Here is a 13,074-nt window from a genome sequence, read left to right as displayed (position 1 = left end):
AACGCAACCTCAGCCGGTGGGCACGACGGGCGGGTGGGATGGAGGGGCCGGGCGTGCCCGGTCGGGACCGATGGTGCGGGATCAGACGGCCATGCCGTACACGATGGTGAACAGGGTGCCGAGCGATCCGATGATGAAGACGCCCGTGAGCCCCGCGATGATGAGGCCCTTGCCCTGTTCGGCGCTGAAGGTGTCCCTCAACGCGGTGGCGCCGATGCGCTGTTTGGCCGCCCCCCAGATGGCGATGCCGAGGCAGATGAGGATGGCGACGGCCATGACCACTTCGATCATCACCTTGGCCTCGTTGCCCAGGCTGCCGAAGGGGCCCCAGTCCGGAGCGATCCCGCCGATGATGGTGTTGATGTCTCCCTCGTCGGCCGCAAAGAGCATGTAAGTCACCGCCCCTGTATGGGTAGTTCCGCATCCTCTGCGGGGGTGCAGAGGTCAGGCCTCATTGTCGCCGACGATGACGCCGTCGTATGTCGACTTGGCGTCATCAGTTGGCAGGTTTCGTGGGAATAGCTTGCCACCGGCGCGCGCCGGGCTCCGGGAGGGGCGCGCTCCGAAGGGTGAAGAGTCGTATCGTCACTCTGTGTATCACGCTGTGTGACGCCGGGCAATGAAGCAGGGCTCGCTCCCGGTGGCGCGGACCGTGCATGTCGTCGTATCTGATCACTTCCGTTGGGCCGTCGCGCCTCTACACTGTCGGGCGGCGGCGGACTGCCGGACGGTGAGGGGTGGTTGACGGTGCGTAAGGTGTGGGTCGGTGCGACTGTTGCCGTCGGATCCGCGCTCGCGGTCGTGTTGCTGCTCGTCGTCGGGGTGTACGTCGTCGCCGGGAACCTGGTGAACGGGGTGGGCGGCGGCGCCACGAAGACCTTGGCCAAGGGCAGTGTGCCGGCGGCCTATCAGCAGCTCGTCTCCCGCTGGGGCAATCTCTGTCCCGCCATCAACCCCGCGCTGCTCGCAGCGCAGCTCTACCAGGAGAGCGGGTTCAACCCGCGGGCGCAGAGCCATGCCGCCGCGCAGGGCATCGCGCAGTTCATCCCCGGCACCTGGGCCGCTCACGGGATCGACGGGGACGGGGACGGGGACCGTGACGTGTGGGACCCGGCGGACGCGATCCCGTCCGCGGCGACCTACGACTGCACGCTCGCGTCCTACGTGAAGGACGTCGGCGGGGATCTGACCGAAAACATGCTCGCCTCGTACAACGCGGGGGCGTACGCGGTCATCAAGTACGGGGGCGTGCCGCCGTACAAGGAGACGCAGAACTACGTGAAGCGCATCCGCGCGCTGGAGGAGAGCTTCGCGGCGCCCGTGGGGCGGGTGGATCCCTCGCGGCAGGCCGCCGGGGCGATCGCCTTCGCGCAGAAGAAGCTCGGCACTCCCTATCTCTGGGGCGGCAACGGCACCGCTGACCAGGGCGGACGCTTCGACTGCTCGGGTCTGACGAAGGCCGCGTACGAGAGTGTGGGGATCACGCTGCCGCGGGTGGCGAACGACCAGTACAACGCGGGTCCGCATCCGGACCGGGACGAGCTGCTGCCGGGTGATCTGGTGTTCTTCTCGGACGACCTGACCGATTCGCGGGCCATCCGGCATGTGGGCATTTATGTCGGCGGCGGGTACATGATCGACGCGCCGCGCACGGGTGCCGTGATCCGATTCGACCCGATCGACACTCCTGACTACTTTGGTGCCACCCGGGTCACGGAAGATGGCGCGAAAGCGCTCCCCACGACGGTGTGAGCGGAGCGACAAACGCCCCCCTGAGCTGCGACGACGCATCTCTCTTCGATAACGTCTGCGTGATCTTTCGGTGGAGTGTGGAACGTATCAGCGGGGACCGTGCGTTCCTGTTCTCGTAGCCGAGCGGACGAGCGGATCTACAGACCACGGGGGTGGCAGACACGGCGCGCGTCCGCGCGCCGGACGACATGACGAAGGGGCCGCAGCACCATGGCTGGACTCGCCGATTCCGGGTCGAACCCCGACGTCGACCTGCTCTACGACATCAACGGCCTCGCGAAGGCCGCCCCGCCGTGGTTCGACCACGTCATGGAGTTCGTCGGTGAGTACGGGGTGCTCTTCGGCCTTCTCGCGATGGTGCTGTGGTGCTGGTGGGGTGTGCGCAGGCGCGGCGGTCCTGACGCCGCGTCATCGGTGGCGGCCCTGGTGTGGGCCCCGCTCGCGGCGGGCGTCGCCGTCCTGGTGAACGTGCCGATCCGTGGATTCGTCGAGCGGCCACGGCCGTTCAACGACCACGAGGGGCTCGAGGTGCTCGTCGACGGCAAGGACGACTTCTCCTTCGTGAGCGACCACGCGACGCTCTGCATGGCGCTGGCGGTGGGGCTGTTCCTGGCCAACCGGCGTTTCGGCCTGGTCGCCCTGGTGCTGGGTCTGCTCGGCGGGTTCATCCGCGTGTACATGGGCGTGCACTACCCGACGGACGTGGTGGGCGGACTGGCGCTGGGCACCGCGGTCGCGCTGTTGCTGGCGCCGCTCGCGATGGCGCTGCTGACGCCGCTGATGCGGGCGGTGGAGCGGTCGCCGAAGGCCGGCTGGCTGGTCGCCGCCCGGCCGCAGGGCCAGCGGCGGAAGGTGGCCGAGCGCAGCCGGGGCAGGGCCGCGGGCACCGGCCCCGAGGAGCGGGACCTGGCGGCCTGACGACGTCGTACGAGGGCCCGTGACCTTCGTCCCCCTGAGGGGCGTGCGGTCACGGGCCCTTCGTGTGGCCGGCGCGCTCAGAGGGCCTGCGGGTAGGTGAAGACGCGGTCCGGGTCGTACCGCCGCTTCAGGCGGGACAGGCGCGGGGCTGCGTCGCCGTAGTAGGCGCGGCGCCAGTCGGTGAGGCCGGGGTCGGTGTAGTTCTGGTAGGCGGCGCCGGACGCGTGCGGACGCAGCGCCTGGTGAGTGGCCGTCAGCCATTGCCGGACCGCCGTGCCGTCGGAGCGGTCGGGGTGCCAGGACGCGAGGTACTGGGCGAGCACGCGGGAGCGGCGGTGCACGAACGCCGTCGCGGTGGGCGCGACCCGGTTGACGGCGCCGCCGAGGGCGGTGAGCGCGATGCTCGCCGAGCCGCCGCGGGCCGCCCGTGTCCGGTCCAGCAGGATGCCGATCCCCGCGTCGTCGAGGGGGCGGTCGTAGAAGTCGGAGCGGGCCGCGTACGTCTCGCGGGACAGGGCGCCCTCGGGGCTGCGGCCGGGCGTCCCGCCGGGCAGACCGCACCGGTCGTCGGCGAACGAGGTGCAGCCGGCGTACAGCTCCATCGACTCCTGGTACGAGCGGCGGCGCAGCAGGACGCTGCTCGCGGAGGCGCCGACGCGGTCGGCCAGCCGGTCGACGGCGTTCTGCAGCTCGCCGTAGGTGCCGAGGGAGAAGACGGTGACGGAGACGGAGGGGCCGGCCCCGGTGTTCTCCAGGTGGAGCGCGGACCAGATCTCGTCGGGCTGGCCGGGACCCCACTCCTGCCAGGCCGCGACCACGGCGGCCGCCCGTTCCCACGGCCAGGTGAGGTGGCCGGTGACGCTCCGGGGGGCGGGGTGGGTACGGAAGCGGAACTCGGTGACGACGCCGAACTGGGCGTTCCCCGCGCCGCGCAGTGCCCAGAACAGGTCCGGGTGCTCGGAGCCGGAGGCGGTGAGCTCGCTGCCGTCGGCGGTGACCAGGGTGACCTCGGTGAGGCTGTCGCAGGTCAGGCCGTAGGCGCGGGAGGTGACGCCGTGGCCGCCGCCGAGGGTGAGGCCGGAGATGCCGACGGTGGGGCAGGAGCCGCCGGGGACGGTGAGCCCGCGGGCGGCGAGGGCGCGGTAGACGTCGATCAGCCTGGCGCCGGCGCCGACGACGGCCGTGTCGCCCTCGACGCGTATGCCCGCCATGCCGGACACGTCGACGATCAGGCGGCCGTCGCCGGAGGACCAGCCCGCGTACGAGTGGCCGCCGCCCCGCACGGCGAGCGGGACGGCGTGCTCGCGGGCGTGGGTGAGGGCGGTGCGGATGTCGTCGGTGTGCCGGACGTAGGCGACGGCGGCGGGTCTGAGGGTGTCGAAGCGCGTGTTGTAGAGGCGGTGCGCGGTGGACCAGTCGGCGTCGCCGGGGCGCACCAGGCGGCCGTCGAGGTGCCCGGCCAGGGTGGTCCAGTCGGCGGGCGTCGCGGGGCGCGGGGTGCGGGAGGGCGTGGGGGAGGACGGGGCGCGCGAGGTGGGCGGCGCGGGCCGGGGCTCGGAGGGCGTGCACGCGGAGGCGGTGAGCGCGGCGGCGCCGGCGACGAAGGTGCGGCGGTTCACGGGCGGCCTTCCGTACGTCGGGTGGGGGACGGCCTGTCACGGCACCCGGGGCGGCGGTCCCTGGGTGGGAGCTTCGCAGGGGGACGCGGGGCGGTCCGTCGGGGACCCGGTGCCGGCCCATTCTCGGCACCCTGCCGGGGCCGCGTCACTCCCCCGTGTGGTTTTCGGCGTCCCTGCGGGCCAGGCTCCTGGCTCTGCGGGCCGGTCCGCGCCATCCGCAGCTGCAGCGGGCCGTGCAGAAGGGCCCCTGCTCGGTGGTGGTCGTGAGGTGGGGCCGGGGCTCCGGCGCGTCGTCCTGGTGCGGCACGCCGCCCACGGTATCGCCCGCGGGTCGCGTGACGGGGCCCCTGACCGGTCGTTAACGCCACTGACAGCGGCCCGTGTCGGACGGAGCGGGGGTAGGCAGGGATGGCGCGAGGGCGACAGCACAGGCGGACGCACGGCGTGACGGCCGTGGCCGGGGTCGTCTGCTGTCTCGGGCTCGGCGCCGCCGGGTGCGCGCGCAGCGACGCCGTCGCGCAGGGGCCGCCCGCCGGGGATCCGGTGCAGGTGCTGCGCACGGCCGCCGACGCGCTGGTGGAGGCCGGCAGCTCCCGGACGCGCACCTCGCTGGAGATGGCCACCGGAGGCACCCGGGTGACGATCCTGGGCGAGGGGGTCTACGACTACCGCAAGCGGCTCGGGCGGCTCGAGGTGCGGCTGCCGCAGGACCCCGCGGGCGCAGCCGACCGCCGGCCGATCACCGAACTGCTCGCCCCCGGCGCGCTGTACATGAAGAACCGGGGCGCCGGTGTGCCCTCCGACAAGTGGGTGCGCGTGGACACCGCGACGCTGTCCGACGGGAACCTGGTCACCGGCGGGGCGACCGATCCGTTCGCCGCGGCCGAGGTGCTGCGCGGGACGAGCTCGGCGGCGTTCGTCGGACGGACCGAGGTGGCGGGGGCGCGGGTGCGGCACTACCGGGGCACCGCGGACCTGGAGGCGGCCTCGCAGGCGGCGTCGGAGGTCAACCGGGGGCCGCTGGGCGCGGCGGCGAAAGGGTTCGCCACCGTGCGGGTGCCGTTCGACGTGTACCTCGACGACGAGGGGCGGATCCGCAAGATCCGGCACCGGTTCAGCTTCCTGAACGGCGAGCGCCGCGAGCCCGTCGCGGTCGCCTCCACCACCCTGCTGTACGGCTTCGGCGCCCCCGCCGACGTGCGGCTCCCGGCGGACGAGGACATCTACGCCGGGCGGATCGCCCAGGAGTGAGGGGCCCCGGCGGGCCGGGGACGGGCCCGTGGTGGCCGGGCCGAACTAGCCCTTCCGTGCCATGCGCGGTCCGTAGGGCGCTCCCTACTCTAGGAAGTCGGTGACGACAGAGTGAGGTGAGGCGCGTGGCTCCGCTCGGGAGGGGGACGGTTCCGGTCCAGGATCACGTGGCGCTCGCCGAGATCGAGCTGTGCGGTGAGCTGATCATCGCCGCGTCCAACGCCGAGGACCGGCTGAGCCTGGAGAGCATCGACGAGGTGCTGCGGGTGGCCGAGGCGCGGACGGACGCCGCCGGATCCTGAAGGCCCCGGCCCCCCGCCGGACCGGTCAGGTCCGCAGCATGCGGGCGATGGCCTGGGTGGCCTCCTTGACCTTCGCGTCGATCTCGTCGCCGCCCTTGACGGCCGCGTCCGCGACGCAGTGACGCAGGTGCTCCTCCAGCAACTGCAGCGCGAACGACTGCAGCGCCTTCGTGGAGGCGGACACCTGGGTGAGTATGTCGATGCAGTAGACGTCCTCGTCGACCATCCGCTGCAGTCCGCGGATCTGGCCCTCGATGCGGCGCAGCCGCTTGAGGTGCTCCTGCTTCTGGTGGTGGTAGCCGTGGATCCCGCGGTCGTGATCGGTCACGATGTCCGTTACGTCCGTCACATCCGCCGTCTCCGGGGTGCCCGTGGCGGGCGCGGTGTCCACGGTGCCGTCCGCGTCCGGCGAGGAGGGCGCGTGCGCGCCGGTTCCGGTGGTGGTCATCGCGTCCTCCTGGTGTCCTGATGGGCGCTATATACCCCTGGTGGGTATATGTTACCGAACTTCGCCGGTCCGTGGACGGCCGGTCGGCGCCGCCCGCCGGATCCCGCGAGCCGCACGTGCCGCCCCCGTACTCATCACTCTGCCCGATGGGCGACACTGGGGGGCGGCCGTTATTGGTGGCCGGATGATGCGCCTAGCATCAGCCTGACCGAAACCGACGCATACCGAGGACCCCACGTGCGCTTTCGTCTGACCCCCAGGGAGACGAGCTTCTACGACATGTTCGCCGCGTCCGCGGACAACATCGTCACGGGCTCCAAGCTCCTGATGGAACTGCTCGGGGCGGACACCTCCGCCCGGGCCGAGATCGCAGAGCGTATGCGGGCCGCGGAACACGCAGGTGACGACGCCACGCACGCGATCTTCCACCAGCTGAACTCCTCGTTCATCACGCCGTTCGACCGCGAGGACATCTACAACCTGGCGTCCTCCCTCGACGACATCATGGACTTCATGGAGGAGGCCGTCGACCTGGTCGTCCTCTACAACATCGAGGAACTGCCCAAGGGCGTCGAGCAGCAGATCGAGGTCCTGGCGCGGGCCGCGGAGCTCACCGCGGAGGCCATGCCGCACCTGCGCACCATGGAGAACCTCACCGAGTACTGGATCGAGGTCAACCGGCTGGAGAACCAGGCCGACCAGATCCACCGCAAGCTGCTCGCCCACCTCTTCAACGGCAAGTACGACGCGATCGAGGTGCTGAAGCTCAAGCAGATCGTGGACGTACTGGAGGAGGCGGCGGACGCCTTCGAGCACGTCGCGAACACGGTGGAGACCATCGCGGTCAAGGAGTCCTGAGCCTTTCATGGACACCTTCGCTCTGATCCTGACCATCGGGGTCGCGCTCTTCTTCACCTACACCAACGGGTTCCACGACTCGGCCAACGCCATCGCCACGTCCGTCTCCACGCGGGCGCTGACGCCCCGCGCGGCGCTCGCGATGGCGGCCGTGATGAACCTGGCCGGCGCCTTCCTGGGGTCCGGGGTCGCCAAGACCGTCAGTGAGGGGCTGATCGAGACGCCCGAAGGGTCGACGGGGATGGGAATCCTCTTCGCGGCCCTGATCGGCGCCATCGTCTGGAACCTGATCACCTGGTACTTCGGTCTGCCCTCGTCGTCGTCCCACGCCCTGTTCGGCGGCATGGTCGGCGCCGCGCTGGCCGGCGGGACGACCGTCTACTGGCACGGCGTCGTCGACAAGATCGTCATCCCGATGTTCGTGTCGCCGGTCGTCGGCCTGATCGCCGGTTACCTGGTGATGACGACGATCATGTGGATGTTCCGGCGCGCCAACCCGCACAAGGCCAAGCGCGGCTTCCGCATCGCCCAGACGGTCTCCGCGGCCGGCATGGCCCTCGGCCACGGCCTCCAGGACGCCCAGAAGACGATGGGCATCGTGGTGATGGCCCTGGTCATCGCCGACGTCGAGGACTACGGCGACCCGATCCCGGTGTGGGTGAAGATCGCCTGTGCCGTGATGCTCTCGCTCGGCACCTACGCGGGCGGCTGGCGCATCATGCGCACCCTGGGCCGGAAGATCATCGAGCTGGACCCGCCGCAGGGCTTCGCCGCCGAGACCACCGGCGCGTCGATCATGTTCGGCTCGGCGTTCATCTTCCACGCCCCGATCTCCACCACGCATGTGATCACCTCCGCGATCATGGGCGTGGGCGCCACCAAGCGTGTCAACGCCGTGCGCTGGGGCGTCGCCAAGAACATCGTCCTCGGCTGGTTCATCACCATGCCGGCCGCCGCCCTGGTGGCCGCGGCCTGCTTCGGACTGGTGCATCTGATCGCGCTGTAGACCCGCGCGCCGGCACGTACGTGGAAGGGCCCGCCCCCCGTTGAGTGGGGGCGGGCCCTTCGTGCCTCGCGGCGGCACCGCCATGCAGCGTCGCGAGGAGCCGAATCAGCCGAAGCGGCCGGAGATGTAGTCCTCGGTGGCCTGGACCGACGGGTTGGAGAAGATCCGTTCCGTCTCGTCGATCTCGATCAGCTTGCCGGGCTTGCCGACGGCCGCCAGGTTGAAGAACGCCGTGCGGTCCGAGACGCGCGCCGCCTGCTGCATGTTGTGCGTCACGATGACGATCGTGAAGCGCTCCTTCAGCTCGCCGATCAGGTCCTCGATGGCGAGGGTGGAGATCGGGTCCAGGGCGGAGCAGGGCTCGTCCATCAGCAGCACGTTCGGCTCGACCGCGATGGCCCGCGCGATGCACAGGCGCTGCTGCTGGCCGCCGGAGAGGCCCGAGCCGGGCTTGTTCAGCCGGTCCTTGACCTCGTTCCACAGGTTCGCGCCCCGCAGGGACTTCTCGACGACGTCGTCCAGCTGGGACTTCCGGTACTTGCCGTTCAGGCGCAGGCCCGCCGCCACGTTGTCGTAGACCGACATCGTGGGGAACGGGTTCGGGCGCTGGAAGACCATGCCGACCTCGCGCCGCACGGCCACCGGGTCGATGCCCGCGCCGTACAGGTTCTCGTCGTCGAGCATGACCTTGCCGTCGACCCGGCCGCCCGGGGTCACCTCGTGCATGCGGTTGAGGGTGCGCAGGAAGGTCGACTTGCCGCAGCCGGAGGGGCCGATGAAGGCCGTCACGGAGCGGGGCTCGATGGTCATCGAGATGTCCTCGATGGCCAGGAAGGATCCGTAGTAGGCGTTGAGGCCGCTGACGTCGATGCGCTTGGCCATGGGTATCACTGCTTCTTTCGGGTCGCCGACGACTGTGTGGGGAGCCGGTCAGCGACCGGTCTTCGGGGCCTTCCAGCGGGCGATGCCGCGGGCCACCAGGTTCAGGATCATGATGAACGCGATGAGCGTCAGGGCCGCCGCCCAGGCACGGTCGTACGCCGCCTCGGAGCCGTTGGTGTACTGGAGGTAGATGTACATCGGCAGGGAGGCCTGCGGGTCCTGGAACGGGTTGGCGTTGATGAAGTTCGTGCCCCACACCAGGAGCAGCACGGGGGCCGTCTCGCCGGTGATGCGGGCGATCGCGAGCATCACGCCGGTGGTGATGCCGCCGACGGACGTCGGCAGGACCACCTTGAGGATGGTGCGCCACTTGGGGACGCCGAGGGCGAGGGACGCCTCGCGCAGCTCGTTGGGGACGAGCTTGAGCATCTCCTCCGTGGAGCGCACCACCACCGGGATCATCAGGATGGACAGCGCCATCGCGCCGGCGAAGCCGGAGTAGCCCATGCCGAGGATCAGGATCCACAGGCTGAGGACGAACAGGCCCGCGACGATCGACGGGATGCCCGTCATCACGTCGACGAAGAAGGTCACGGCCTTCGCCAGCCGGCCCCGGCCGTACTCGACGAGGTAGATCGCGGTGAGCACGCCGACCGGCACGGAGATCGCGGTGGCGAGGCCGACCTGCTCCAGCGTGCCCAGCAGGGCGTGGTAGATGCCGCCGCCCGGCTCGGTGTCGGCGACCACGCCCATGGAGTGGGTGAGGAAGTAGCCGTCGAGGACCTCGATGCCCCGCTTGACGGTCTCCCAGGTCAGCGAGGCCAGCGGGATGACCGCCAGCAGGAACGCCACCCACACCAGGCTGGTCGCGGTGCGGTCCCGGGCCTGGCGGCGCCCCTCGACCTTGGCGGACAGGGCGTACGAGCCGCCGATGAACAGCAGCGCCGCGATCAGCGCCCACTGGATGTCGCTGTGCAGCCCGGCCGCGGCGCTGATCCCGTACCCGAGCGCGGCGGAGGCGCCGGCGACGGCCCAGGGGAACCACTTCGGCAGGGTCGCCCCGCGCAGGGAGCCGGACGGGCGGGTGTCGTGAGTCGCGTGCGTCATGCGTTGGCCCCCGAGTACTCCTTGCGGCGGGCGATGATCAGCCGGGCCGCGCCGTTGACCAGCAGCGTGATGACGAACAGCACGAGACCGGAGGCGATCAGCGCGTCCCGGCCCATCTCGGTGGCCTCGTTGAACTTGCTGGCGATGTTCTGCGCGAAGGTGCCGCCGCCCGGGTCGAGCAGGCTGGCGTTGATCGTGAAGCTCGGGGAGAGCACCATGGCGACGGCCATCGTCTCGCCGAGGGCGCGGCCGAGGCCCAGCATCGACGCGGAGATCACGCCGGAGCGGCCGAACGGCAGCACCGACATGCGGATGACCTCCCAGCGGGTCGCGCCGAGGGCCAGGGCGGCCTCCTCGTGCATCCGCGGGACCTGGCGGAACACCTCACGGCTGACGTTGGTGATGATCGGCAGGATCATCACCGCCAGCAGGATGCCGACGGTGAACAGCGAGCGCGGGGCGCCGTCGTTCCACTCGAGGATCCCGGTCCAGCCGAGGTAGTCGTCGAGCCAGCCGTACAGGCCGTCCAGGTGCGGCACCAGGACGAGCGCGCCCCACAGGCCGTAGACGATGGACGGGACGGCGGCGAGCAGGTCGATCACGTAGCCGATGGGGCCGCCGAGGCGGCGCGGGGCGTAGTGCGTGATGAACAGGGCGATCGCGACGGCGACCGGCACGGCGATGACCATGGCGATGACCGACGAGACGACGGTGCCGAAGGCCAGGACCGCGATGCCGAACTCCGGCGGGGAGCCGCTGGGGTTCCACTCGAAGGTGGTGAAGAAGTTGGCCTCGTCCTTGGATATCGCGAGCGAGGCGCGGTAGGTGAGGAAGGCCGCGATGGCGGCCATCAGGACCAGGACGAAGATGCCGGATCCCCGGGACAGCCCGAGGAAGATCCGGTCGCCGGGGCGGGTGACGCCGCGCGCGGTACGGGTGTCGGGGGGCGCGGCCGGGCCGGGTGCCGGCGGGGCCGCGGGTTTCTGCGTGGTGGTGTCCATCGGGTTCTCCGGTCTGCGGAGCCGCCGGGCCGGAAGGCTCCTCAGGAGCCGTCCGGAACCCTCGGGGCTCCTGTTGGCGGTGCACCGGACGGTGCGGCCCGCCCCGGGACCGGGCGCGGGCCGCACACTCGGGTCAGCTGAGGCTCGAGACGGTCTCGCGGACCTTGGTGATGATCTCCTGCGGCATCGGGGCGTAGCCCGCGTCGGCGAGCTGGCCCTGACCCTCCTCGGAGGCCATGTAGTTCAGGAAGGACTTGGTGGCGGGCAGGGTGTCGGCCTTGTTGCCCTTGTCGCAGACGATCTCGTACGTGACCAGGACGATCGGGTACGCGCCCTCGGCGGACGGGGTGTAGTCCAGCTCGAGCGCGAGGTCCTTGCCGGTGCCGACCACCTTGGCGGCGCCGATGGCGGCGGTGGCGTTCTCGATGGTCGCCTTCACCGGCTCGGTGGCCTCGGTCTTGATGTCGACGGTCTTGATGCCGTCCGAGGCGTAGGACAGCTCGAAGTACGAGATGGCGCCGGAGGTCTGCTTCACCTGCTGGGCGACGCCGGAGGAGCCCTGCGCGGACTGGCCGCCCTCGGCCTCCCAGGACTTGCCCGGCTCGTACTTCCAGTCCTGGGGCGCGGCGGCCTTCAGGTACTTGGTGAAGTTGTCCGTGGTGCCGGACTCGTCGGAACGGTGGAACGCCTGGATCTTCAGGTCGGGGAGCTCGACGCCGGAGTTGAGCTTGGCGATCGCCGTGTCGTTCCACTTGGTGATCTTGTTGTCGAAGATCTTCGCGAGGGTCGGGGCGTCCAGGGCGAGGGTGTCCACGCCGGGCACGTTGAAGCCGACCGCGATCGGGCCGCCGACCATGGGCAGGTCGATGCCCTGGCCGTCGGTGCACACCTTCTTCGACGCCTCGACCTCCTCCGGCTTCAGCGCGGAGTCCGAGCCGGCGAACGCGGTCTGGCCCTGCGTGAAGGCGGTGATGCCGGCGCCCGAACCGGTCGGGTTGTAGTTGATCTGAACGTCCTTGCAGGCCGCGGTGTACTGCTTCACCCAGGCGTCGATGGCGTTCTTCTGGGCGGAGGAGCCGGACGCCTGGAGCTGGCCCTTGGCGTCGCCGCAGTCGATGTTCCCGGCCTGCGCGGTCGCCGAGGCGTCGCCGCCGTCGCTGTTGCCGGTGTCGTCGGAGCCGCACGCCGTGAGGGCCAGGGCGCCGGTGACGGCGAGAGCACCGAGAGCGAGGGCCCGCCGGTTCATGCGCTGAAGCTTCACTTGTGTTCCTTCCAGTGGCCGCCGGCCTGAATTCGGCGGCGTGCGAAGTGTGTGAGGCGCGACGCCTCGTCCTGTAAGGGTGCGGGTACGGGCGATCCGCACCGCGTAAGGCCGAAATTAGGCAGAAGAGGTGAAGCTGCCGATGGGCGTACATGAACGGGGGGTGAACCCCTGAGGACGGTGCGGTGAGGCAGCGGCGCGGGCGGTTTCAGGGCGCCGGGCGGAGGGTGGGGAGGAGGGCGTCGACGAGGCCGGCGTCCATCGGCGAGGTGAGGTGACGGCGGGCCGCGTCCGGGGGGAGCCAGAGGAGGCGGTCGACCTCGTCGTTCGGGGTGAACGTGCCGGAGACCGCCTCGGCCGCCCAGTAGCGGACCCGCTTGGGGCGGCCCTGCGCGAGGTAGCGGGTGCTGGGCAGCTCGGCGGCCGGCACGGCGGTGTACCCGGTCTCCTCGGCGACCTCGCGCAGGGCGCCCGCGAGCGGGTCCTCGCCGCGCTTCAGCTTGCCCTTCGGCCAGGACCAGTCGTCGTACTTGGGCCGGTGGACCAGGCACAGCTCCAGCTCGCCGGTGACGGGCGAGCGGCGCCACAGGACGCAGCCGGCCGCCTCGACGGTGAGGGCGCCGTTCCTGCCGGGTCGGGTGGTGCGCACCGGGACCTCCCTGTCGCAGG

At 70.8% G+C, this 13,074-nt stretch carries 14 protein-coding genes; 6 read left to right on the top strand and 8 right to left on the bottom strand.

All coding sequences use genetic code 11. From position 1 onward, the window contains the following. Positions 1–81: 81 nt before the first annotated feature. Positions 82–390 (bottom strand): hypothetical protein, encoded by a 309-nt coding sequence (locus MTR79_RS32110; RefSeq protein ID WP_006136301.1) that lies wholly within the window; start codon positions 388–390, stop codon positions 82–84. A gap of 351 nt (positions 391–741) precedes the next feature. Between MTR79_RS32110 and MTR79_RS32105 the strand changes: the two genes are divergently transcribed. Further along, positions 742–1,752 carry an NlpC/P60 family protein gene (locus MTR79_RS32105; RefSeq protein WP_244793346.1) on the top strand — a complete coding sequence of 337 codons (1,011 nt, stop codon included), beginning with the start codon at positions 742–744 and terminating at the stop codon, positions 1,750–1,752. A gap of 210 nt (positions 1,753–1,962) precedes the next feature. After that, the gene (locus MTR79_RS32100) at positions 1,963–2,670 is read left to right on the top strand and encodes a phosphatase PAP2 family protein (protein WP_048458930.1); all 708 of its coding nucleotides are present in this window, start codon (positions 1,963–1,965) and stop codon (positions 2,668–2,670) included. Between the two features lie 77 nt (positions 2,671–2,747). Here the strand turns inward: MTR79_RS32100 and MTR79_RS32095 are convergent, their stop codons facing one another. Beyond that, complete coding sequence (locus MTR79_RS32095) at positions 2,748–4,289, bottom strand: FAD-binding oxidoreductase (protein ID WP_244792789.1); 1,542 nt, start codon at positions 4,287–4,289, stop codon at positions 2,748–2,750. Positions 4,290–4,697: 408 nt separating this feature from the next. On the opposite strand from MTR79_RS32095, the gene MTR79_RS32090 reads away from it, so the two are divergent. Both MTR79_RS32090 and MTR79_RS32085 read left to right on the top strand, forming a co-directional pair. Next, positions 4,698–5,540, top strand: coding sequence for a hypothetical protein (locus tag MTR79_RS32090; RefSeq protein WP_244792787.1), 843 nt, complete (start codon positions 4,698–4,700; stop codon positions 5,538–5,540). Positions 5,541–5,656: 116 nt separating this feature from the next. Next, positions 5,657–5,842, top strand: a complete 186-nt coding sequence (locus tag MTR79_RS32085; RefSeq protein WP_121719283.1) for a hypothetical protein — start codon at positions 5,657–5,659, stop codon at positions 5,840–5,842. Between the two features lie 25 nt (positions 5,843–5,867). Here MTR79_RS32085 and MTR79_RS32080 read toward each other — a convergent pair whose 3' ends face one another. Beyond that, positions 5,868–6,290, bottom strand: a complete 423-nt coding sequence (locus tag MTR79_RS32080; RefSeq protein ID WP_244792785.1) for a metal-sensitive transcriptional regulator — start codon at positions 6,288–6,290, stop codon at positions 5,868–5,870. Between the two features lie 237 nt (positions 6,291–6,527). On the opposite strand from MTR79_RS32080, the gene MTR79_RS32075 reads away from it, so the two are divergent. Together MTR79_RS32075 and MTR79_RS32070 are read left to right on the top strand one after the other, a co-directional pair. Next, positions 6,528–7,148 carry a DUF47 family protein gene (locus tag MTR79_RS32075; protein WP_048458934.1) on the top strand — a complete coding sequence of 207 codons (621 nt, stop codon included), beginning with the start codon at positions 6,528–6,530 and terminating at the stop codon, positions 7,146–7,148. Between the two features lie 7 nt (positions 7,149–7,155). Beyond that, positions 7,156–8,154 carry an inorganic phosphate transporter gene (locus tag MTR79_RS32070; protein WP_244792783.1) on the top strand — a complete coding sequence of 333 codons (999 nt, stop codon included), beginning with the start codon at positions 7,156–7,158 and terminating at the stop codon, positions 8,152–8,154. 105 nt (positions 8,155–8,259) lie between these two features. Here MTR79_RS32070 and pstB read toward each other — a convergent pair whose 3' ends face one another. From pstB to MTR79_RS32045, 5 genes are all read right to left on the bottom strand, one after another. Beyond that, positions 8,260–9,036, bottom strand: a complete 777-nt coding sequence (gene pstB, locus MTR79_RS32065; RefSeq protein ID WP_048458936.1) for a phosphate ABC transporter ATP-binding protein PstB — start codon at positions 9,034–9,036, stop codon at positions 8,260–8,262. A 48-nt stretch (positions 9,037–9,084) separates the two neighbouring features. Then, the gene (gene pstA / locus MTR79_RS32060) at positions 9,085–10,143 is read right to left on the bottom strand and encodes a phosphate ABC transporter permease PstA (protein ID WP_122214830.1); all 1,059 of its coding nucleotides are present in this window, start codon (positions 10,141–10,143) and stop codon (positions 9,085–9,087) included. Continuing rightward, positions 10,140–11,144, bottom strand: coding sequence for a phosphate ABC transporter permease subunit PstC (gene pstC, locus MTR79_RS32055; protein ID WP_189366556.1), 1,005 nt, complete (start codon positions 11,142–11,144; stop codon positions 10,140–10,142). Before pstC ends, pstA begins: the two co-directional genes overlap by 4 nt. A 133-nt stretch (positions 11,145–11,277) precedes the next feature. Continuing rightward, positions 11,278–12,405, bottom strand: a complete 1,128-nt coding sequence (gene pstS, locus MTR79_RS32050; RefSeq protein ID WP_189366557.1) for a phosphate ABC transporter substrate-binding protein PstS — start codon at positions 12,403–12,405, stop codon at positions 11,278–11,280. A 208-nt stretch (positions 12,406–12,613) separates the two neighbouring features. Next, on the bottom strand, positions 12,614–13,054 hold the full coding sequence (locus MTR79_RS32045; RefSeq protein WP_122214828.1) for an NUDIX hydrolase: 441 nt from the start codon (positions 13,052–13,054) through the stop codon (positions 12,614–12,616). Positions 13,055–13,074: the final 20 nt, after the last annotated feature.

This window comes from Streptomyces sp. BJ20 (assembly GCF_022869105.1).
Lineage (GTDB): Bacteria > Actinomycetota > Actinomycetes > Streptomycetales > Streptomycetaceae > Streptomyces > Streptomyces griseoincarnatus.
The sequence above is the reverse complement of the archived record's forward strand: the minus strand, read 5'-3'. Positions and strand labels throughout refer to the sequence as shown.

Excerpts from the sequence above, each read along its gene's own strand:
- MTR79_RS32110 (WP_006136301.1), bottom strand. The coding sequence starts at position 390 with ATGCTCTTTGCGGCCGACGAGGGAGACATCAACACCATCATCGGCGGG.
- MTR79_RS32100 (WP_048458930.1), top strand. The coding sequence starts at position 1,963 with ATGGCTGGACTCGCCGATTCCGGGTCGAACCCCGACGTCGACCTGCTC.
- MTR79_RS32090 (WP_244792787.1), top strand. The coding sequence starts at position 4,698 with ATGGCGCGAGGGCGACAGCACAGGCGGACGCACGGCGTGACGGCCGTG.
- MTR79_RS32080 (WP_244792785.1), bottom strand. The coding sequence starts at position 6,290 with ATGACCACCACCGGAACCGGCGCGCACGCGCCCTCCTCGCCGGACGCG.
- MTR79_RS32070 (WP_244792783.1), top strand. The coding sequence starts at position 7,156 with ATGGACACCTTCGCTCTGATCCTGACCATCGGGGTCGCGCTCTTCTTC.
- pstB (WP_048458936.1), bottom strand. The coding sequence starts at position 9,036 with ATGGCCAAGCGCATCGACGTCAGCGGCCTCAACGCCTACTACGGATCC.
- pstA (WP_122214830.1), bottom strand. The coding sequence starts at position 10,143 with ATGACGCACGCGACTCACGACACCCGCCCGTCCGGCTCCCTGCGCGGG.
- pstC (WP_189366556.1), bottom strand. The coding sequence starts at position 11,144 with ATGGACACCACCACGCAGAAACCCGCGGCCCCGCCGGCACCCGGCCCG.